The sequence below is a fragment of the Ottowia flava genome (assembly GCF_008017535.1).
Lineage (GTDB): Bacteria > Pseudomonadota > Gammaproteobacteria > Burkholderiales > Burkholderiaceae_C > Ottowia > Ottowia flava.
In genome coordinates this window covers 24,138-42,650 of sequence record NZ_VRUA01000017.1, presented here as the reverse complement: position 1 = coordinate 42,650, position 18,513 = coordinate 24,138, and the positions used below count along the sequence as shown (strand labels likewise).

Genomic DNA, 18,513 nt, shown 5'->3' with positions numbered 1-18,513 from the left:
GCAGCGCCCGACGCGCTGGCAGACGTTCGTGGCGCCATCGCAAGAAGCGGTCGGCTCTGAGGCGGAGTCACTATTGAAACAATAGCTGTTTGCGCAAATGTTCGTAGGGGCGATCGGCGTTTTCATGACGGATCACACCATTTTCAAAGGCTGCGTCGACACCGCCAACCAACCTGGAGGTGCGGGATCGGCACCCCCAGGTGGATGCAAGCGCGTCGGCCGTGATCACGACATTACTGGTCGCCGTGTTCGATCGTCTTGACCAGGTCCGCCACCTGCGCGGGCGTCACGTCGCCGGGTTGGCCGCCCCAGGTCTGGCGCAGGTAGTTCACCAGGTCGGCCATGTCCTGATCGCTCAGTTTGTCGGCAAAGCCGGGCATGCTTTGCATGCGGCCGCCGTGCGGCAGGTCGCGCTCTTGCAGGCCTTCGCGGGTGACGCGGATCAGGTTGATCGGGGTGGGGAACATGGCCGTGGTGTTGGTGTTCAATGGCACCGAGCTTTGCGGCTGTCCCTGGCCTTGCACGCCGTGGCAGCCCGCGCAAAGGCCGACGTAGATGGCCTCGCCCTTCACATTCACCTCGCCTTGCGGCGCCTTTGGCTTGGGTCCGGGCATGGCCTGGTCTTGCGTCAGGTAGGCGGCCATGGCGCGCAGGTCCTCTTCGGGCATGTGCGAGGTGGAATGGTCGAGCACGGACGCCATGCGGAAGGTCATCACGCCCTGGGGCGACAGGCCGGTGCGGAAGAAGCGCACCAGGTCGTCGCGCGTCCAGCCGCGGCCCGAAAGCGCCGCCGGCGTGATGGCGGGCGCGTAGGCGCCTTCGATGATGCTGCCCTCCAGGTACCGGGACTTGTCCAGTGCAAAGGTCAGCGTGCGCGGGCTGTGGCATTCGGCGCAGTGGCCCATCACGTCGACCAGGTACTTCCCGCGCGACAGCGCGTCGGTTGATGCATCAAACGGCTTGGCAGCGGGGCGCTCGACCGCGTTCCACAGCGCGACGGCCGGGCGCACGTCGAACGGAAACTGCATCGCGTTGGCGCGGTTGGCCACCTCGACGGCCGGCTGCTTCATCAGCCACACCCACAGCGCGTCGACGTCGCCACGGGTCACCTGGTGGTAGCTGGTGTAGGGCATGGCGGGGTACAGCAGCTTGCGGCTCGGCGCGACACCGCTGGCGATGGCGCGGTACAGGTCGTCCGCCGTCCAGTTGCCGATGCCGTGTTGCTTGGACGGTGAGATGTTGGTGCCGTACAGCGTGCCCATCGGTGTGACCATGGGCACGCCGCCAGCCAGCTCGGCGCCCGTCTGGGGCGAGCTGTGGCAGGCGGCGCAGTCGCCGGCGCGAAAGACCTGCTCACCGCGCGCGTACAGCGTTTTTTCCTGCTCGGGGCTGAGCTTGGCGAAGTCCACCGTGGCCGGGGGCACGGTGCCGGAGGAGCTGCCGTACAGGTACATACCGCCGACCACGAGCAGCGCAACGAGCAGCAGGAGGGCCAGGCCGCGAAGCCATTTGCGCTTAGCCATGTTGTTCCACCTTATTCGTGCGTTGTCCGGTGGTGAGGCCAGGGGTGCCAAGGATGACGTCGCGCACGGCGGCGTAGTAGCGCACGTAGCCGGTGCAGCGGCAGATATGGGGCTCCAGCTGCTGTTCGATCACCTTCTCGACATCGTCGGCCGGCACGGGGTTCTTCGCCAGCCGTTCGACCAGGGCCGTGGCGGAGTTGACGAAGCCCGGCGTGCAGTAGCCGCACTGAAACGCGAAGTGCGTGAGAAAGGCCTGTTGCACGGCCGAGGGCTTGACGACGCCCTTGTCGTCCACCGTGGCGATGCCTTCCACGGTGCGGATGGTCTTGCCGTTCAGCCACGCCACGCCGGTGATGCACGCCGGCACCGTGGTCGCGCCTTTTTGCGGATCGTCGACGATGATGGTGCAGGCACGGCACACGCCCTGGCCGCAGCCGAGCCGCGTGCCGTTCAGGCCGGCGTATTCCTGCAGGAACTCGATCATCATCAAGTCCTTTGGCAGGTCGATCGGTCCCACGGGCTTGCGGTTGATCGTGGCCGAGAATTGGATTCGGTCGGACATCAGCGGGCTTCCTTGATTTTCTCGGCGGTCAACGGGGTGGCGTAAAAGCGCTTGCCGGTCGCGTGGGCCACGGCGTTGACGCAGGCGGCCACCACCGGAATCATCACCACCTCGGCCATGCCCTTGGGCGGGTCGTTGCCGGACAAGGGCGGCAGCACATGGCCTTGCGCCGTCCACACCGCCACCTCGCTGGCGCGTGGCACGTGGTAGCGGCTCAGGCCCCATTGGCCGTTGCCGGGGCCGCTGGCGTCGGTCGGCAGATCTTCGTACAGCGCGTGGCCGACGCCCATGGCGACGCCGCCCTGAATCTGCCCGGACACCAGTTCCGGAACGATCTGGGTGCCGCATTCGAGCCAGGTCTTGTGCGACAGGATCTTGACCACGCCCGCGCCGTTCACCGACAGCTCCACCATCGTGGCGCAAGGCGCGTAGTACACGGTGCCCGCGTTGTTGCGCTGCACCGGCGGGTAGGCCACCTTGTCGCGCGGGATGAAGGCGTAGCCGCCGCTGGTCATTGCGGCCTTCTTCGCCTCGCTGGCGCCCTGGCCGTACTGCACGGAGAGGGCGTCGATCCAGGCCTGTAACGGCGTGCCGTCCACGGTGAAGTCCGCCTTGGCCCAGGCCCAGCGGTTGAAGGTGTGCACGCAGACGCCGGTGACGCCGCCCAACTCGTGCGCGCGCGCCGCCAGGCGTTCCAGGCTCAGCGGTTCCATCTCGCCGGCGACCAGCATGCGGTTGCGCCATTCCAGCTGGTCGGCGCTGACGGTGCCGGGCAGCAGCTGCCCACCACCGGAGGCGCCCCCCCAGATCGACTGGGCGGCCGGCCACATCGACAGCTTCAGCAGCAGTTGCGCCGCCTGCTGCGTGGCGTGCCGGAAGTAGTAAGCCGAATTCGACGCGGACACGGGCGACACCATGCGCGGTACCCAGTGCGGGTTGCGCGCCAGCTCGTCTTCCTTGTGCTGCGGCGTGGTATAGGGCTCGTCCGAGGTCTCCAGCGGCATCGTGTCCCACTGGTTGATGGCAAATTCCACCTCGTCTGCGGGGCGGCCCAGGAAGGGTTCGACCGCGATCAGCTGCGAGGTGGTGCTGCCGGTGCCGATCTCGGTAGCAATGTGGCGCATCTTGATGCGACCTTCGGGCGTGATCTCCAGCTGCGCGATGCAGGCTTCGGCGCCGGTGCCAAAGTCCTTTTGCACCGCGCCAAAGCCCACGCCGTAGCGCATGCCAGGATGGGCGGCCTCATAGTCGGTCTTGCGTTTGGTGCGTTCGGTCCACAGCGGCTCCTTCGCGGCCAGCGCCAGGATTTCGCCGATCCGCATCGCGCCGGCCGGCGAAGCGCCCTGCGTGTTCTTCATGCCGCTGCGCATCGCGTTGCGCTGGCGCAGCTCGATGGCGTCCAGCTTCAGCTCGTGCGCGATCTCGTCCACCAGCATTTCGGTGTAGGCCATCGACTGCACGGTGCCGTAGCCGCGCATCGAGCCCGACGTGACGCCGACGGACGGGTTGACCTGCGTGCTGAGGTCGCTTTGCGGGAAGTAGTAGATCGACTGCGCCGCCGTCACCGCCACCGTGCCGACCGATGGGCTGAAGTTCATCACTCCGCCGCCGTCGCCCAGCATGTGGCAGGTCAGGCCCTGGAACTTGCCGTCCTTGTCGACCGAGATCGCCGTGTCGACGTCGAACGGGTGGCGCTTGAGCGCGAACTGGAAGTGCTTCCAGCGGTCCAGCGCCAGCCGCACCGGCCGGCCCTGCGCGTACAGCGCAGCCAGCGCGCAGTAGAAGGGGAAAGGATGGTGCTCCTTCTGCCCGTAGCCCACGGTGTAGGCGCTGATGTAATCCAGGCGCTCCAGCGGCAGCTTGCTGGCCTTGACCATGTGCATGACGTGTTCTGCCGTGCTGTAGGGCGCCTGCGTGGCGCCCACCATGTGCAGGGTGCTGGTGGCGGTGTCGTACCAGGCCAGGCCGTTGTCCATCTCCATCGCCACGTGGTCGATGGACTGGCTGCGGTACTTGCGCGCAAAGGTGCGCACACCTTCCTTGGGTTGCTTCATCTCCGCCTGGATGCGCGCGGATGCGGCCATCAGTTCACCAAAGGCCGGGTCGCTGGCGTCCGGCCAGTGCACGCCTTGTTCGTCCACCTTGGGCCACACGGTGGTGTTCTTCATCGGCGAGACCTGGTCTTCGCCGTAGGCGTCCTGCCCCTGGATGCGCAGAAAGCGCGCCGCCACGTAGGGCGCGCGCGCCGGTTGCTGGGCGGCCGCGCCGAAGCGGAAGATGGCGTCGTTGAAGCGCAGGCGCTGGTTGGCAACGCGAAACTTCTCGTAGTCGTGCCAGATGGCCAATGCCACCGGATGGCCGAGCATGGGAGGCACCTGGCCCTTCTTGACGAAGAAGTCGCCATAGAAACTGGGTTCGGGCATGCCGACGCCGTCGGCGGCAATGGATTCGGCGTCGATCAGCACGTCGGGCTGGAACTCGGGGCCCAGCGCGGCCAGGTCCAGACCTTCGTAGATGCGGTCGGCGCGCGGCACGTGGATCGTCAGGGCGTAAGACTGGCGGTCGGGCCAGCCCTTCATGTTCTTGGCGCGCAGGTCGATGGCGAACACCTTCTCGCCGCGCACCTTGGCCAGCCCGTCACGCCGGTAGTTGAGCTTGTTGCCGCTGATCCACTGGGCGTCCTGACCGCCCGCGGGACCAGCAATTCCGCCAGCGCGTCGTGCATCGGACGCATGCTGGCGATGACGCCCAGCGCGGCGGCGGTCTTCAGAAAACTGCGCCGGTTCACATGATGTCTACCCACTGCTTTGGCTCCTGACAGCAACGTGCGGGCGACAGCGGGCGCTGAAGAGGCGCGTTGCAGGATGGCTATTCCAGCCTGGCGCAACGCGCACAGGCCTCAGCAAGCAGGTGATAACGGTTGCGACGACCACCGCGGCCAAGCCGCTTGCGGGTATGTCGTCAGCCGCCCGCCACGCTCTCGTCTTTTCAGACCAAGTGGGGGCAGTATAGAAAAAACGCGCGAACCCTGCAGCAGATCAAGGACGCCGGGGGCGCAGCCTGGTAGGCGTGGCGCGCGGCAGCGCTGCAGTGTTGAGCCACTGCACGCCGAATACGTTGAGCGGTGACGACCGTTCGCGGCTTCAAGAACGGATTTGGTGCGCTACGCAAACGCTATAAAAAAAATAGCTGCCCGCGCAGGACCAGAGCGCGCAGGCAGCACATTTCACTTCAAACAGCTGCGCGGTGGATGGTCAATCCACCGTCGCCCCCGACGCCTTCACGATCGGCGCCCAGTTCTTCACCTCAGCGGCGATGAATTTGCTGAAATCCTGCGGCGTGTTCTTCTCGGCCACGGCGCCGAGCTTGGCGTAGGCTTCCTTCACTTCAGGCTTGTCGAAGGCAGCGTTCATGGCCTTGTTCAGCTTGTCGACGATGTCCTTGGGCGTGCCCTTGGGCGCAATCAGGCCGAACCACGAGCTGACGTCGAACGGCTTGACGCCGCTTTCTTCCATCGTCGGCAAATCGGGCGCGGAGGGCGAACGGGTCTTGGTCGTCACCGCCAATGCCTTCAGCTTGCCCGCCTGCACATGCGGCCAGGACGCGGGCATGTTGTCGAACATGAACTGCACCTGGTTGCCGATCAGGTCGGTGACGGCCGGCGCGCTGCCCTTGTAGGGGATGTGCTGGGTCTTCAGACCCGTGCGCACCTTGAACATCTCGCCCGCCATGTGGATGGACGTGCCGCTGCCGGACGAGGCGTAGGAAATCTTGCCTTCGTTGGCGCGCGCCCAGTCGATGAATTCCTTGACGTTCTTGGCGGGCACGCTGGGGTTGACGACCAGGATGTTGGGCACCTTGGCGCCCAGGGCCACCGCTTCGAAGTCGCGGTTCAGGTCGAACTTGACCTTGGGGTAGAGCGTCTGGTTGATCGCGCTGGTCACTGCCACGAAGAGCAGGGTGTAGCCGTCGGGCGGCGCCGCGGCCACCATGTCGGTGGCGATGTTGCTGCCGGCGCCGGGCTTGTTGTCGACCACGAACGACTGGCCGAGTGCCGTGGTCAATTCCTTGGCCATGATGCGCGCGACGATGTCGGTGGTGCCGCCCGCCGAGAAGCCCACCACGATGCGCACCGGCTTGGTGGGGTAGTTCGCCTCGGCCGAAGCGCCCATGGCGCACACGGCAAGGCAGGCAGCGCTGACTTGCGCGATGCGACGGCGGGTCCAGAGAGTATTCACAGCCATTCAACCATCTCCTAGAGGTACATCCAGCGGCAACGCGCCGCTTGCAAACCCACTGTAGGGTCGCCAGCGCGCCCGTGGCAAGAGGTGCAACCCGAACCCTGCTTCAGGTCAACTTGCCTCTGCGGGTAGGATGGCCGCCGCTTTTCCCAACCGCTGCGCCGCGTCTGACATGCACCACCTCGCCGAAGCCATCGCCGCCATGCCCGTGTGCGCCGAGGCCACGCGCCTGTTCCATGGCCGCGGTGGGCTTTTCCCTGGCGAAGAGCACTGGACGCTGGACGCGCTGCCACCGGCGCTGGTGTTGACCAGCTTCCAGGCGGTGACGGACGCGCAGCTGGCCGAGGTCGGTGCGCGGCTGCAGGCACGCTGGGATGCGCTGGCCACTGGCGCGCCGCTGACTTGGGCGTTCCAGTCGCGCGCGCCGGGCGGGCAGGCCGACACGCGGCTGATGGCGGGCGAATTGCCCGAGCCGCACACCGTGCAGGAGGCCGGCGCCCGCTACCGCCTGCAGTTGCTGCGCGGGCAGAACCACGGCCTGTTTCTGGACATGGCCGAGGGGCGGCGTTGGGTGCGCGAGCAGTGTGCGGCGCTGGCCGACCGCGAAGGCGGCGGCGCGCGCGTGCTCAACCTGTTTGCCTACACCTGCGCGTTTTCCGTCGTGGCCTTGCTGGGCGGTGCGGCGCAGGTGGTCAACATCGACATGGCGCGCGGCGCGCTGGCGGTGGGGCAGCAGAACCACCGCCTGAACGGGTTGCTGGGGCCGGGGCAGGGCAGCGCCAGTTTTCTGGCGCACGACATCTTCAGCACCTGGGGCAAGCTGGGCCGCGCCGGCCCGTACGACCTGGTGATCGTCGACCCGCCCAGCTACCAGAAGGGCAGCTTCATCGCGACCAAAGACTACCCGCGCCTGATGCGCCGCCTGCCCGATCTGCTGGCGCCCGGCGGCCAGGCCTTGCTGTGCCTGAACGCGCCCGAGCTGGGCCCCGACTTCATTGACGACGCGATGCGCGAACAGGCGCCCAGCCTGCAGCGCGTGGGCCGCCTGCCCAACCCGCCCGCATTTGCCGACCGGGACGAGGCGCGCTCGCTCAAGGTGATCGTGTACCGCCAGCCGGCCTGAACGCGCCTATCGGGACGCTTTCGCCAGCGTCTTCACCGCGGCGCCGATCGCGCGCGCAGATTCGCCCCAGCCGTCCCACGGCGCGTTGCCGGTGCGCAGGCGCTGTTCGATGTTGCCCAGCGTCCAGTGCGCGCCGCCGCCCACGCGCGCCAGCTCGTCCCAGCCGATCGGCACCGACACGCCCATGCCCGGTCGCGCGCGCGCCGACCAGGCCGCCACCGTGGTGGCCCCGCGCCCGTTGCGCAGGTAATCCGGGTAGATGCGGCCGACGCGGTTCTTGGGCCCGCTGACGGCGGTGAAGCGGTCCGGCATCAGGCGCGCCAGGTGTTCGGCCAGCGCGCGGCTGAAGTCCTTGACCGCGTCCCAACCCTGTAGGCGCTTGATCGGCACGACCACGTGCAAGCCCTTGCCGCCGCTGGTTTTCAAAAACGGCACCAGGCCCAGCTCGGTCAGCAACGTGCGCGCCAGCTGGGCGCCCTCTTGCACCTGCGCCCAGGCCACGCCTTCGCCGGGGTCGAGGTCGAGCACGAAGCGGTCGGGTCGCTCGATCTTGTCGGCGGCGGCGTTCCAGGTGTGCAACTCCACGGTATTGAACTGCACCACCGCCAGCAGCGCGGCGGCGCTGTCGATCGCCAGCAGCGGCGCGTGGCCGGGGTCCAGCTTGGCCGGCAACTGGGTCACACTGGCGATCGGGCGACCCTGCAGGTGCTTCTGGAAGAACAGCTCGCCGCCCAGCCCGTCCGGCGCGCGCAGCAGGGCGACGGGGCGGTCGGTCAGGTGCGGCTGGATCAGTGGCGCCACGGTGGCGTAGTAGCGCGCCAGGGCGAGCTTGGTGGTGCCGCTGGCGGGGTCGATGACGCGCTCGGGGTGGGTCAGCCGCTGGCCGTCGATGGTTGGGGGGGCGGGCATTTTTGCTCCTTGTTTGGTAGCTGCCTGAGCAGGTGGTTGTAGGGCTGTGGGTCGATTTGACTTTGAAACGCCTGGGAATTCGACGTCCCGCGCCGCCTTGTCTTCGCGCAAGCCCAGGAATACGGCCTGCCGCACATGGCCCTGCGGCGTCAGCCCCGCGTGGCGCACCTGGGCCACCAGCTGGGGCGCGACCCACTGCACGCGGCCCGGCACCTTGTCGCCGGGCGCCAGCGGGTTGTCTGCCTGCTGCGGGGCCGTCAACCGGCGCTGCAGGTCCGCCAGCGTCGCCCCCGAAAACCCGCTGCCCACGTTGCCCGCCCAGCGCAGCCGGCCCTGCGCGTCGTGCGCGGCCAGCACCAGCGCGCCCAGTTCGCTGCGCGCGCCCTGGCCGCCGGTGAAGCCCGCGATGACGAATTCGTCGCTCTGCTGGCACTTCAGCTTGATCCAGTCGGCCGAGCGGCCGGCGCGGTAGGGCGCGCCCAGCCGCTTGCCGATCAGCCCTTCCAGCCCCATGCGGCAGGCGCTGGCCAGCAGGCTGGCGGGGTCGCCGGGCAGCACGGCGGACAGGCGGACCGTGCCCGCGCCGGGCAGCTTGGGCAGGGCGGCTTCCAGCGCGGCGCGGCGGTCGGTCAGCGGCAGCGCGGTCTGGTCGACGCCGCACAGCCAAGGCGCGTCGAACAGGTAGAGCACCAAATCGCCCGCCCGTCGCTCGTCGAACGCGCGCTGCAGCGCGGCGAAATCGGGCACACCGTCGTCGTTCGGCATAACCACCTCGCCGTCCAGCCAGCTGCCGGGCAGATTCAGCCCGGCGACGGCTTGCGCCAGCGCCGGCATGCGCGCCGTCCAGTCCAGGCCGTTGCGGGTGAGCAGGCGCACCGCGCCCGCGGCGTCCACGCGCGCCAGCAGGCGGTAGCCGTCAAACTTCATCTCCCACTGCCAGTCGGCGGGGTCGGGCGGCGGCGCGTCGGCCAGTTGGGCGAGTTGGGGGGACAAGGTGTCGGGCAGCGCCGCCGCAGGGGGCTGTGGTGCGCTGCGTTGGCGGCCGGTCGACTTGGGCGCCGCGGCCTTCGCCGAGGCCTTTGCCGCGCCTGCGCCAGCCGACCGTGGCGCATTGACGGCCTGGGTCGCGCTTGGCACCGCGTTGCCTGACGGCCCGACCGAATCCGGCAGCGCGGCGGTGACGTCGTACTCGCTGGCGCGGCGCGCTTCGGCGTCGCGGTCCTTGACCAGCAGCCACGGCGGCTGCCGCGCCTGCGCGTCCTTCAACCGCACCAGCGCCCAGCGCCCGCGCAGCTTGACGCCGTGCAGGTCGATCTTGAGGTGGCCCTTCGCAAAGGCTTGCGCCGGGTCGCCCGCCGGCGTCCAGGTGCCGCGGTCCCACACGATGACGCGGCCACTGCCGTACTGGCCGGGCGGGATCTGGCCTTCGAAGTCGTTGTAGGCGATGGGGTGGTCTTCGACTTGCACGGCCAGGCGCTTGTCGGCCGGGTCGAGGCTCGGGCCCTTGGGCACGGCCCAGCTGTGCATGGTGCCGCCCCATTCCAGGCGCAGGTCGTAGTGCAGGTGGCTGGCCCAGTGCTTCTGGATGACGTAGCGCAGGTCGCCCGCGCCAGGCGCCACGGACGCGCTGCCGTCGGGCTCGGGCGTGCGTGCAAAGTTGCGTTTGGCGCGGTAGGCGCGCAGCGCGTCCGGCGCTCCATTCGCTTCTGATTTGGTAGCTGTCTGCGCAGATGGTTGTAAGGCGGAGTCCGGATTTTCCTTGAAATCCGCAAGGACGGGTGCGCGGCTTGGGCGCTGCGCCGGCGAGGGCTTGGCCGCCTCAGGCGCGCTTGCGCGGCGCGCGCGGCTTGGCCTTGGCGGGGGTGGCTTTCGACTCGCCATCGTCGTCCTTGTCCTTGGCGCCGCCCTGCAGGCTGCGCTTGAGCAATTCGGTCAGGTCGATGATCTCGGCGCCCGGTTTGGCGCTGCCGCCTTCGCCGGTGGGCGCCACCTTTTCGACGCTCTTCGCTTCGCCCGACTCGGCCTTCTGGCGCACCAGCCGCATGATCTCGTCGCGGAAGGAATCGCGGAAGTCGTCCGCGTCCCAGGGCGCGGTCATCTCCTCGATCAGCTGGCGCGCCATCTTCAGCTCGCCTTCCTTCAAGCCGGCCGCCTTCACGCCCGCCGGCGGCAGCTTCAGGGCTTCAAAAGAGCGGATCTCGCCGCCCCAGCGCAGCAGGTTCAGGATCAGCGCCGGGCCACTGGGCACCAGCACGGCCAGGTGTTGCTTGGTCTGGATCACCACGCGGGCCACGCCGACGCGCTCGGTCTCCAGCAGCGCCTCGCGCAGCAGCGCGTACACCTTCTCGCCGCGGTTGATGGGCGCCAGGTAGTACGGCCGTTCCAGGTAGGTGAAGGGGATCTCGCTGGCGTGGATGAAGCTTTCGATCTCGATCGTCTGCGTGGTCTTGGGAAAGGCCGCCTTGATCTCGTCTGCGCTCAGCACCACGTACTGGCCGTCTTCCACCTCCACGCCTTTGACGATGTCGGCCGCCGCAATCTCCTTGCCGGTCTTCTTGTTGATGCGCTTGTAGCCCACCGGCTCCATGGTGCGGCGGTCCAGCCAGTCGAAATCGACGCCGCCGCTGGTGGTCGCGGTGTACAGCGCCACCGGGATGTGAACCAGCCCGAAGCTGATCGCGCCCTTCCACACCACACGCGCCGGGGCGCGGGGCGGGGTGTCGTCTTCGTCGGTGGATTCGCTGGTTTTGGGCATGGCGCGAAAGAGCCTGGCAGGCTGTACAAGCCCGATCAGCTTAGGGCGCCGCGCCGGTGCAGGCTGTAGGACGGCGCCGAGCGTCGGCAGCGCATCACACCAGCGTCAGGATGCGCGCCCATTCCGCGTCCGTGACCGGCGTGATCGACAAGCGGTTGCCGCGCTGCAGCACGCGCATTTCGGCCAGCGCGGGCACGGCGCGCAGCTCGGCCAGGCTGATCAAGGGCGTCTTGCGCAGCGCCTGCACGTCCAGCAGCAGCCAGCGCGGCCTGTCGGTGGGCGACTTGGGGTCGAAATAGGGCGATTCGGGGTCGAACTGCGTCGGGTCGGGCCGCGTGGCGGAGGCGACGCGCGCGATGCCGGCGATGCCGGGCTCGGGGCAGCTGGAGTGGTAGAACAGCACGCCATCGCCCACCTGCATGTCGTCGCGCATGAAGTTGCGCGCCTGGTAGTTGCGCACGCCGGTCCAGGGCACGGTGTGCTGGGGCGCGGCCAGGGCGTCGTCGATGCTGCACTCGTCGGGCTCGGACTTCATGAGCCAGTAGCGCGGCGGGCGGTCGGTGGGCGGTGCGGTGGAAGCCATTGCGCCATTGTGCGGCGAGCGGCTGGGGGCGCAAGCTCGCAACGGTGGATGGCTCAACCAGACCCGGCGGTCACGCTAGCTGGCACACGGCACACGGCACACGCGTCTGCCAGGTACGTTGAATTCAAGAGAAATGACCCGCTGGCCCTACAGCCACCGGCGCAACCAGCTATTCAAGTTATAGCGTTTCGCAGCCACAGCTTACAGCTTGGCCAGCCGCGCCAGCGCCGCGCGCAAGGTCTCGTCCTTCTTGGCGAAGCAAAAGCGCACGACCTTCTGGTCGAACCCGTTGCCGTAGAAGGCCGACAGCGGAATGGCGGCGACGCCGATCTCGCGGGTGAGCCATTGGCAGAAGTCGGCTTCGCTCAAATCGCGCTCGGGCACGCCCAGACCGTCGATGGCGACGCACTGGAAGTAGGTGCCTTCGCAGGGCAACAGGCGGAACTTGGTCGACGCCAGGCCCTGGCGGAACAAATCGCGCTTGGCGGCGTAGAAGGCCGGCAGGTTGATGTAGGGCGCCGGGTCCTGCAGGTAGCGGGCCAGACCGTGCTGCATGGGCGTGTTGACGGTGAACACGTTGAACTGGTGCACCTTGCGGAACTCGGCCGTCAGCGCCGCGGGCGCGGCGACGTAGCCGATCTTCCAGCCGGTGACGTGGAAGGTCTTGCCGAAGCTGCTCACGATGAAGCTGCGCGCGGCGAGGCCCGGCAAGCGTGCCACGCTTTCGTGCCGCAGCGGCGCGAAGACCATGTGCTCGTACACCTCGTCGCTGATGACCAGCACGTTGGTCGGCGCCAGCAGCTCGTCAAGCCGCTGCATGTCGGCGGGCGACCAGACGGTGCCGCTGGGGTTGTGCGGCGAATTGATCACCATGGCGCGGGTGCGCGGGCTGAGCGCGGCGGCGATCTTGTCGAAGTCGGGGCGGAAGGTGCCGGGCGTCAGCGGCACGCGCACGACGGTGGCGCCGGTCAGCTCGATGTTGGGGACGTAGCTGTCGTAGCAGGGTTCGAGCACGATCACCTCGTCACCCGGACCGGCGCAGCACAGGATGGCCGTCAGGATGGCCTGCGTGGCGCCGGCGGTCACGGTGATCTCGCTGCCCGCGTCGTAGGCGCGGCCGGTCTGCGCCAGGATCTTGGCGGCGATCGCCTCGCGCAGCACGGGCACCCCGGTCATCGGCGGGTACTGGTTCAGGCCTTCGCGCATGGCGTTGTTCACGCCGTCCACCAGCTTGGGGTCGCAGTCGAAATCGGGGAAGCCCTGACCCAGGTTCACCGCCTGGTGCTCCGTCGCCAGCGCCGACATCACGGTGAAGATGGTGGTGCCCACGTTCGGCAGCCGGGAAGGAAAAACAGGCGTCGTCGTCATCGGAGTCGCGAGAAAGTGAAAAGGTGTTTTACAAGAGAAATCGCCGTCTATCCCTAGTGGGACTTGCGCGGCCAGCTAGAAAATTAAGAGCATGAGGGCGTTGGCAACTCACCGACGCTCGCAGTGCACGTCAGCGCCGCATACCCCCAAAACCAGCAAACGCCATGCCCGGACCTGCGCCGGGCATTGGCGTTGTCTCCCCTCCCGAAGCGCGGAGCGCGAAGAGAGAGGGGGAAGGCGCGTCAGCGCCACAGGGGGGAGCTCAGAGTTCATAATCAGCGACGTGCCCGCTCATCGCCCGCAGGATCAAATCCTTGTCGAGCCGGTCGGACAGCAGGCTGGCGAACTGATAGACAAAGTCGCGCAAATAGGCGCCGCGCTTGAGCGCGATGCGCGCCACGTTCTGGCCCAGCAGCTGGCCCAGCGGGCGGGTGACCAGGTCGGGGTCTTTCTCTGCCTCCACCGCCATTTCGGCCACGATGCCGATGCCCAGGCCCAGGCGCACATAGGTCTTGATCACGTCGGAGTCGATCGCCTCCAGCACGATGCGCGGCGTCAGCTGGCGCTGCGCAAACGCGCTGTCGATGCGCGTGCGGCCAGTGAACGATGGGTGGTAGGTGATCAGCGGCTCAACGGCGATGTCTTCCAGCGACAGGCGCGTCTTCTGCGCCAGCGGGTGCGCGCGCGGCAGCACCAGCACGTGCTGCCACTCGTAGCAGGGCAGGGTGACCAGCTCGGGGTAGTTGGCCAGCGACTCGGTGGCAATGCCGATCTCCGCCGTCTCCTCGATCACCATGCGCGCCACCTGATCGGGCGCGCCCTGGTGCAGGCTGATGTTGACCTTGGGGTAGCGTTCGCGCAGCTTGGCCACCGGCAGTGGCAGCACGTAGCGCGCCTGGGTGTGGGTGGTGGCGATCGACAGGGTGCCGGTGTCCTGCGCGCTGTATTCCTCGCCAATGCGTTTAAGGTTGCCGACTTCGCGCTGGATGATGGCGATGGCCTCCAGCACCTTCTCGCCCGGCTCGGTCACGCGCTTGAGGCGTTTGCCGTGGCGCGTGAAGATCTCGATGCCGAGCTCTTCTTCCAGCTCGATGATGGCTTTGGAGACGCCGGGCTGCGAGGTGTGCAGCGCCTTGGCCGCTTCGGTCAGGTTCAGGTTGCGGCGCACGGCCTCCTGAACGAAGCGAAACTGGTGCAGGTTCATGGTGTTTGGAATATAGAACCTGTTTATTATGCAATATTGGTTCTAAAGATTCCACGCCACAGGCCGGCGCGCTATGGTGAATCGAGCGCGCTGCGGGCCATGGCGTCCAGCACCCGCGGGTCCTCGGCGATGGCGGCCTGCAGATGCATCGGCACGTCCGGATGGGTTTGCCGCAGTTGGTCGATGAGACGGGGCAGGTCTTCGCGTGCGTGGCGTCCGGCGCCCAGAAACATCGGCCACACGGTGATGCGGGCCGCGCCCTGTGCCAACAGCTCCTGCACCGCGGCGGCGAGATCGGGCGCGGTGAATTCGAGGTAGGCGCAGGTCACCAGCGCGCCGGGCGAGAGCTGGCGCATGCGCGCGGCCACCGCTTCGATCGGCGCACGCCAGGCCGGGTCGCGCGAACCGTGGGCGAACAGCACGGTGCCGCTGCGTGGGGTGGCTGCAGAGGTCACCGCTAACGCCTCAACACCAGCCAGCTGAAGGCGCCCAAGGACAACAGGGAATACAGAATGCCGGGCAAGGCCGCCGCGACCCAGGGTTCCCAGTTGCGCAGGTTGCCCACAAAGCCGAACACGTTATTCAGCAGGAAGAAGCTGATGCCCACCAGCACGCCCATGAAGACGTAACCGGCGATGTTGCCCGAGCGAAAATGCAGGTAGGCGAAGGGCAGCGCCAGCACCATCATCACCAGGCAGCTGAGCGGGTAAAACACCTTGCGCCAGAACTCGATCTCGTAGCGCTGGGCGCTCTGGCCGTTGGCCTGCAGGTGGTTGATGTACTGGTACAGATCCAGCGTCTGCATCTTGTCGGGGCTGAGCAGGGCGGCCGCGACCATGTCCATGGAGATGGTGGTCGGCCAGCGCAAGTCCGCCAGCTTCTCGAACTTGAGCGTCGGGTTGTTCGGGTCGGTGCTGACATACACGCGGCGCACCACGTCGTGCAGCTGCCAGCCATCGGGTTCGAACGTGCCCTTGGCCGCGCTGGTGGCCGAAGTGAGCTGGCCGCCGGTCTGGTCGAACTCGAAGATGCGCACCTGACCCAGCGTGCCATCTGACGCCAACGCCCCGACGTTGACCGAATAGTTGTGGCTGGCCTGGCGATCCTTCATCCAGGCGCCGGTTCGGCCGATGGTGATGTCGCCCAAAAAGCGCGCCTGCAGTTGCTGAGAGGCCCGGTTCGCCGCCGGTGCCACGTAGTCGCCGAACACGAATGTCAGCGCCACGAAGCCGAGCCCCAGCGACAGCAGCGTGACCAGCGCACGCTGCGGCCCCAGCCCGCTGGTGCGCAAAATGGTGTATTCGGAGCTTTCAGCCAACCGCGCCATGACGTAGATCGTGCCGATCAGCACCGTGATGGGCAGCAACTCATACAGGTGGTTGGGCAATTGCAGCGCGACATACAGCAGCGCGTAGCCCACGCTGTAGCCGTGCTCGGCACCGCGGCGCAGTTCGCCAAACTGGTCCACGAAGTCGAAGAAGAAGAACAGCGCCAGGAAGGCAACCGTGACGAAGCCGACCGAGCGCAGGATCTCGGTGTAGATCAGGCGCCGAATGGTCCTCATGCTGCGGCCTCCCGTCGCTGACCGCGCCCGGGCAGGCGCAGGTTCCAGTTGCCGTTGCGCGCCAGCAGCCAGCCGATGGTCAGCACGAAGATGCCGCCATGCAGCAGGATGAGGTAAGTCACCAGGCCGACGCGCCCATTGCCGATCCAGCTTTGACCTGCGCTCAGCAGGTTGTAGTAGCTGGCAAAGGCGAAGAGCGAAAACACCAACCCGCCACTGCGGCCGACCCGCGGGTTCACGCGGGTGGCTGCCACGGCGATCAGCACACAGTTGATCGCGGCCAGCGCCAGGCCGATGCGCCAGGACAGCTCGGCCATGTTGGTGGGGTTGGGGTCCGACAGCAGCACACGGGTGGGCTTCATGGTCGGCGAGTTGTTGTTGGTAGGGCCGAGCTCGCGGGCATCGATGCGGTTGCCGTAGCGCTGGAATTCGCTGACGCGGGTGGCCCCGCTCTTGACTTCGGTTTCCAGTCGGTTGCCTTTTTCCAGGATCAGGTAGCGTTCGCCGTTCTGCACCGTCAGGTGGCCGCTGGCGGCGGTTGTGACGCTTTCCTTGCCGCGTTCATTCGACGCGATGAAGATGTTCCTGCCCGACTTCGCGTCGGCCGTATCCTTGTCAATGAAGAACACGCGCTGGCCGCCCGCCGATTCGATGAAGCGGCCGGGTGCCACCCGCTCGATGTCGTTGCGGCCCTGAAAACGGTCGCGCAACTCGCGGATCTGCTGGTTGGACCAGGGCCAGACGAACAGCGCCAGCACGAACACCGCCACCAGCACAGGGAAGGCAAAGCGCAGGACCGGCCGCAGGAAGCTGATCAACCCCTGGCCGGCAGAAAACCACACCACCATTTCGCTGCTGGCGTACATGCGCGTCAGCGTGGCGGTGATGGCGACGAACAGGCTGAGCGTCAGGATGGTGGGCAGGTGCCCCAGCACCGTGTAGCCCATCACCAGCATGACTTCGGAGGGGTTGACGCGCCCGACCGAGGCCTGACCCAGTGTGCGGATCAGCATGACGGTGACCACGATCGTCACCAGCACCACCAGGGTCGCACCGAAGCTGCGGCCAAGCTCCTTGCGTAGGGAGGAATCGAATAACATCGGTCGAAAGGAAAACGCTGATTATGGACTTCGAACTGAAGACGCTGCGGCTGCCTGAAGCAGCGGCTTACAAATCGCCGGCCTTGGCCGTTCTGGTGGCCGACGGCTTTGAGCCCGGCGAAGACGCGCTGTCGGCGTTCATCCAGCGTGCGCTGGCCAGCGGCGATTTCAAGACCGAGGCGGGGGCGATGTTGTCCAGCTTTGGCGCTCCGCGGATCACGACCGAGCGGGTGATGCTGGTGGGTGTGGGCAGTGCCTCTGCAGCGCAGGTGAGCAAGGCGGTGTCGGCCGCGGTCGGTCAGTTCAAGCGCGGCCCGGCGACGGCGCTCACCGTCTGCTTCGCTGGATCGGCGTCGGCCGAAGCCGTTGCATCGGCCGTGTGCGCCGCCAACGACGCGGCTTACCAGTACACCACCACCAAAGGACAGGGCAAGGGCAGTGCCGCGAGCAAGTCACCGCTCAAGAAATTGGTGATCGGCGTGCCCGATGCGCCCGCAGTCCGGGCGGCCTACCAGCAGGCGCTTGGCGTTGCACGTGGTGTGGCGTTTGCGCGTGAATGGGCCAACCGGCCCGCCAACCACGCTACGCCCACCATGCTGGCGCAGGCTGCGCAGGATCTGGCCAAGTCCGTGCGCGTGAGCTGCGAGGTTTTGGGTCCCAAGGATGTGACCAAGCTGGGCATGGGCGCCTTCCAGGCGGTGGCGCAGGGGTCGGCGCAGGAGTTGCGTTTCATTGTGCTGCGCTACCAGGGGGCGGCCAAGGCCGATGCGCCGGTCGTGCTGGTGGGCAAGGGCATCACCTTCGACACTGGGGGCATCTCGCTCAAGCCTGCGCCCGAGATGGACGAAATGAAGTTCGACATGGGCGGGGCGGCCAGCGTGCTGGGCGTGTTCCGCGCGCTGGCGGAGTTGCAGCCGTCGCTTAACGTGGTCGGGCTGATACCTGCCTGCGAGAACATGCCGGACGGGCGCGCGGTCAAGCCAGGCGACGTCGTGACCAGCATGAGCGGTCAGACCATCGAGATCCTCAACACCGACGCCGAAGGCCGACTCGTGCTGTGCGACGCACTGACGTACGCCGAGCGCTTCAAGCCGCGTGCCGTGATCGACATCGCCACGCTGACCGGCGCCTGTGTGATCGCCCTCGGCGGCGTGCGCAGCGGCCTGTTCGCCAGCGACGACGCGCTCGCGCAGGCGCTCCAAGCCGCGGGCCAGCAGGCGCAGGACCCATGCTGGCGCATGCCGATGGACGACGACTACGCCGACGGGCTCAAGACCAATTTTGCCGACGTCGCCAACGTGGCCGGGCGGCCGGCCGGCGCCATCACCGCGGCCAAGTTTCTGCAGCGCTTCACCAGCGCCTACCCGTGGGCGCACCTGGACATCGCCGGTACCGCTTGGAAAGGCGGCGCCGCCAAGGGCTCGACAGGGCGCCCCGTCGGCTTGCTCGTGCAGTACCTGCTGGACACGGCAGGCCAGGGCGCACAGCAGTCGCCGCAACGCACGACCAAGCAACCGTCCGGCAAGAAAGCTGGTGGCGGCAAGCGTGCCGCGTCGACCAAGCGCTGACCTGAGACGCCAT

Annotated in this window: 14 protein-coding genes; 2 read left to right on the top strand and 12 right to left on the bottom strand. The window is 67.4% G+C overall.

Going from position 1 to position 18,513, the window contains the following annotated elements; all coding sequences use genetic code 11:
* Positions 1-233: 233 nt before the first annotated feature.
* The 4 genes from FVQ98_RS15310 to FVQ98_RS15295 all read right to left on the bottom strand — a co-directional run bounded on the left by FVQ98_RS15310 (position 234) and on the right by FVQ98_RS15295 (position 6,257).
* Positions 234-1,523: a cytochrome c gene (locus FVQ98_RS15310; RefSeq protein WP_147914323.1), complete on the bottom strand. Its 1,290-nt coding sequence runs from the start codon at positions 1,521-1,523 to the stop codon at positions 234-236.
* Complete coding sequence (locus tag FVQ98_RS15305; RefSeq protein ID WP_147914322.1) at positions 1,516-2,085, bottom strand: (2Fe-2S)-binding protein; 570 nt, start codon at positions 2,083-2,085, stop codon at positions 1,516-1,518. Before FVQ98_RS15305 ends, FVQ98_RS15310 begins: the two co-directional genes overlap by 8 nt.
* Complete coding sequence (locus FVQ98_RS15300) at positions 2,085-4,694, bottom strand: xanthine dehydrogenase family protein molybdopterin-binding subunit (RefSeq protein ID WP_255507805.1); 2,610 nt, start codon at positions 4,692-4,694, stop codon at positions 2,085-2,087. Before FVQ98_RS15300 ends, FVQ98_RS15305 begins: the two co-directional genes overlap by 1 nt.
* A gap of 645 nt (positions 4,695-5,339) precedes the next feature.
* Positions 5,340-6,257 (bottom strand): Bug family tripartite tricarboxylate transporter substrate binding protein, encoded by a 918-nt coding sequence (locus FVQ98_RS15295; protein ID WP_255507808.1) that lies wholly within the window; start codon positions 6,255-6,257, stop codon positions 5,340-5,342.
* A 241-nt stretch (positions 6,258-6,498) separates the two neighbouring features.
* Between FVQ98_RS15295 and FVQ98_RS15290 the strand changes: the two genes are divergently transcribed.
* Complete coding sequence (locus FVQ98_RS15290; protein ID WP_147914360.1) at positions 6,499-7,449, top strand: class I SAM-dependent methyltransferase; 951 nt, start codon at positions 6,499-6,501, stop codon at positions 7,447-7,449.
* Between the two features lie 6 nt (positions 7,450-7,455).
* Here the strand turns inward: FVQ98_RS15290 and ligD are convergent, their stop codons facing one another.
* From ligD to lptF, 8 genes are all read right to left on the bottom strand, one after another.
* Positions 7,456-10,239 carry a DNA ligase D gene (gene ligD, locus FVQ98_RS15285; RefSeq protein WP_147914320.1) on the bottom strand — a complete coding sequence of 928 codons (2,784 nt, stop codon included), beginning with the start codon at positions 10,237-10,239 and terminating at the stop codon, positions 7,456-7,458.
* Positions 10,178-11,113: a non-homologous end joining protein Ku gene (gene ku, locus FVQ98_RS15280; RefSeq protein ID WP_147914319.1), complete on the bottom strand. Its 936-nt coding sequence runs from the start codon at positions 11,111-11,113 to the stop codon at positions 10,178-10,180. Before ku ends, ligD begins: the two co-directional genes overlap by 62 nt.
* Positions 11,114-11,207: 94 nt before the next feature.
* Positions 11,208-11,696, bottom strand: coding sequence for an EVE domain-containing protein (locus FVQ98_RS15275; RefSeq protein ID WP_147914318.1), 489 nt, complete (start codon positions 11,694-11,696; stop codon positions 11,208-11,210).
* A gap of 201 nt (positions 11,697-11,897) precedes the next feature.
* Positions 11,898-13,064, bottom strand: a complete 1,167-nt coding sequence (locus FVQ98_RS15270) for a pyridoxal phosphate-dependent aminotransferase (protein ID WP_147914317.1) — start codon at positions 13,062-13,064, stop codon at positions 11,898-11,900.
* Between the two features lie 262 nt (positions 13,065-13,326).
* Positions 13,327-14,268: a CysB family HTH-type transcriptional regulator gene (locus FVQ98_RS15265; protein WP_147914316.1), complete on the bottom strand. Its 942-nt coding sequence runs from the start codon at positions 14,266-14,268 to the stop codon at positions 13,327-13,329.
* Positions 14,269-14,339: 71 nt separating this feature from the next.
* A complete protein-coding gene (locus FVQ98_RS15260) occupies positions 14,340-14,723 on the bottom strand; it encodes a sirohydrochlorin chelatase (protein ID WP_255507804.1) in 384 nt (127 codons plus the stop codon).
* A 2-nt stretch (positions 14,724-14,725) separates the two neighbouring features.
* Entirely contained in the window at positions 14,726-15,832 is a 1,107-nt protein-coding gene (lptG, locus tag FVQ98_RS15255; protein WP_147914315.1) for an LPS export ABC transporter permease LptG, read from the bottom strand.
* Complete coding sequence (gene lptF, locus FVQ98_RS15250; RefSeq protein WP_147914314.1) at positions 15,829-16,932, bottom strand: LPS export ABC transporter permease LptF; 1,104 nt, start codon at positions 16,930-16,932, stop codon at positions 15,829-15,831. Before lptF ends, lptG begins: the two co-directional genes overlap by 4 nt.
* Positions 16,933-16,955: 23 nt before the next feature.
* On the opposite strand from lptF, the gene FVQ98_RS15245 reads away from it, so the two are divergent.
* The gene (locus FVQ98_RS15245; RefSeq protein WP_147914313.1) at positions 16,956-18,500 is read left to right on the top strand and encodes a leucyl aminopeptidase; all 1,545 of its coding nucleotides are present in this window, start codon (positions 16,956-16,958) and stop codon (positions 18,498-18,500) included.
* Positions 18,501-18,513 lie beyond the last annotated feature (13 nt).

Excerpts from the sequence above, each read along its gene's own strand:
- FVQ98_RS15310 (WP_147914323.1), bottom strand. The coding sequence starts at position 1,523 with ATGGCTAAGCGCAAATGGCTTCGCGGCCTGGCCCTCCTGCTGCTCGTT.
- FVQ98_RS15305 (WP_147914322.1), bottom strand. The coding sequence starts at position 2,085 with ATGTCCGACCGAATCCAATTCTCGGCCACGATCAACCGCAAGCCCGTG.
- FVQ98_RS15295 (WP_255507808.1), bottom strand. The coding sequence starts at position 6,257 with ATGGGCGCTTCGGCCGAGGCGAACTACCCCACCAAGCCGGTGCGCATC.
- FVQ98_RS15290 (WP_147914360.1), top strand. The coding sequence starts at position 6,499 with ATGCACCACCTCGCCGAAGCCATCGCCGCCATGCCCGTGTGCGCCGAG.
- ligD (WP_147914320.1), bottom strand. The coding sequence starts at position 10,239 with ATGGCGAGTCGAAAGCCACCCCCGCCAAGGCCAAGCCGCGCGCGCCGC.
- ku (WP_147914319.1), bottom strand. The coding sequence starts at position 11,113 with ATGCCCAAAACCAGCGAATCCACCGACGAAGACGACACCCCGCCCCGC.
- FVQ98_RS15275 (WP_147914318.1), bottom strand. The coding sequence starts at position 11,696 with ATGGCTTCCACCGCACCGCCCACCGACCGCCCGCCGCGCTACTGGCTC.
- FVQ98_RS15270 (WP_147914317.1), bottom strand. The coding sequence starts at position 13,064 with ATGACGACGACGCCTGTTTTTCCTTCCCGGCTGCCGAACGTGGGCACC.
- FVQ98_RS15265 (WP_147914316.1), bottom strand. The coding sequence starts at position 14,268 with ATGAACCTGCACCAGTTTCGCTTCGTTCAGGAGGCCGTGCGCCGCAAC.
- lptG (WP_147914315.1), bottom strand. The coding sequence starts at position 15,832 with ATGAGGACCATTCGGCGCCTGATCTACACCGAGATCCTGCGCTCGGTC.
- lptF (WP_147914314.1), bottom strand. The coding sequence starts at position 16,932 with ATGTTATTCGATTCCTCCCTACGCAAGGAGCTTGGCCGCAGCTTCGGT.
- FVQ98_RS15245 (WP_147914313.1), top strand. The coding sequence starts at position 16,956 with ATGGACTTCGAACTGAAGACGCTGCGGCTGCCTGAAGCAGCGGCTTAC.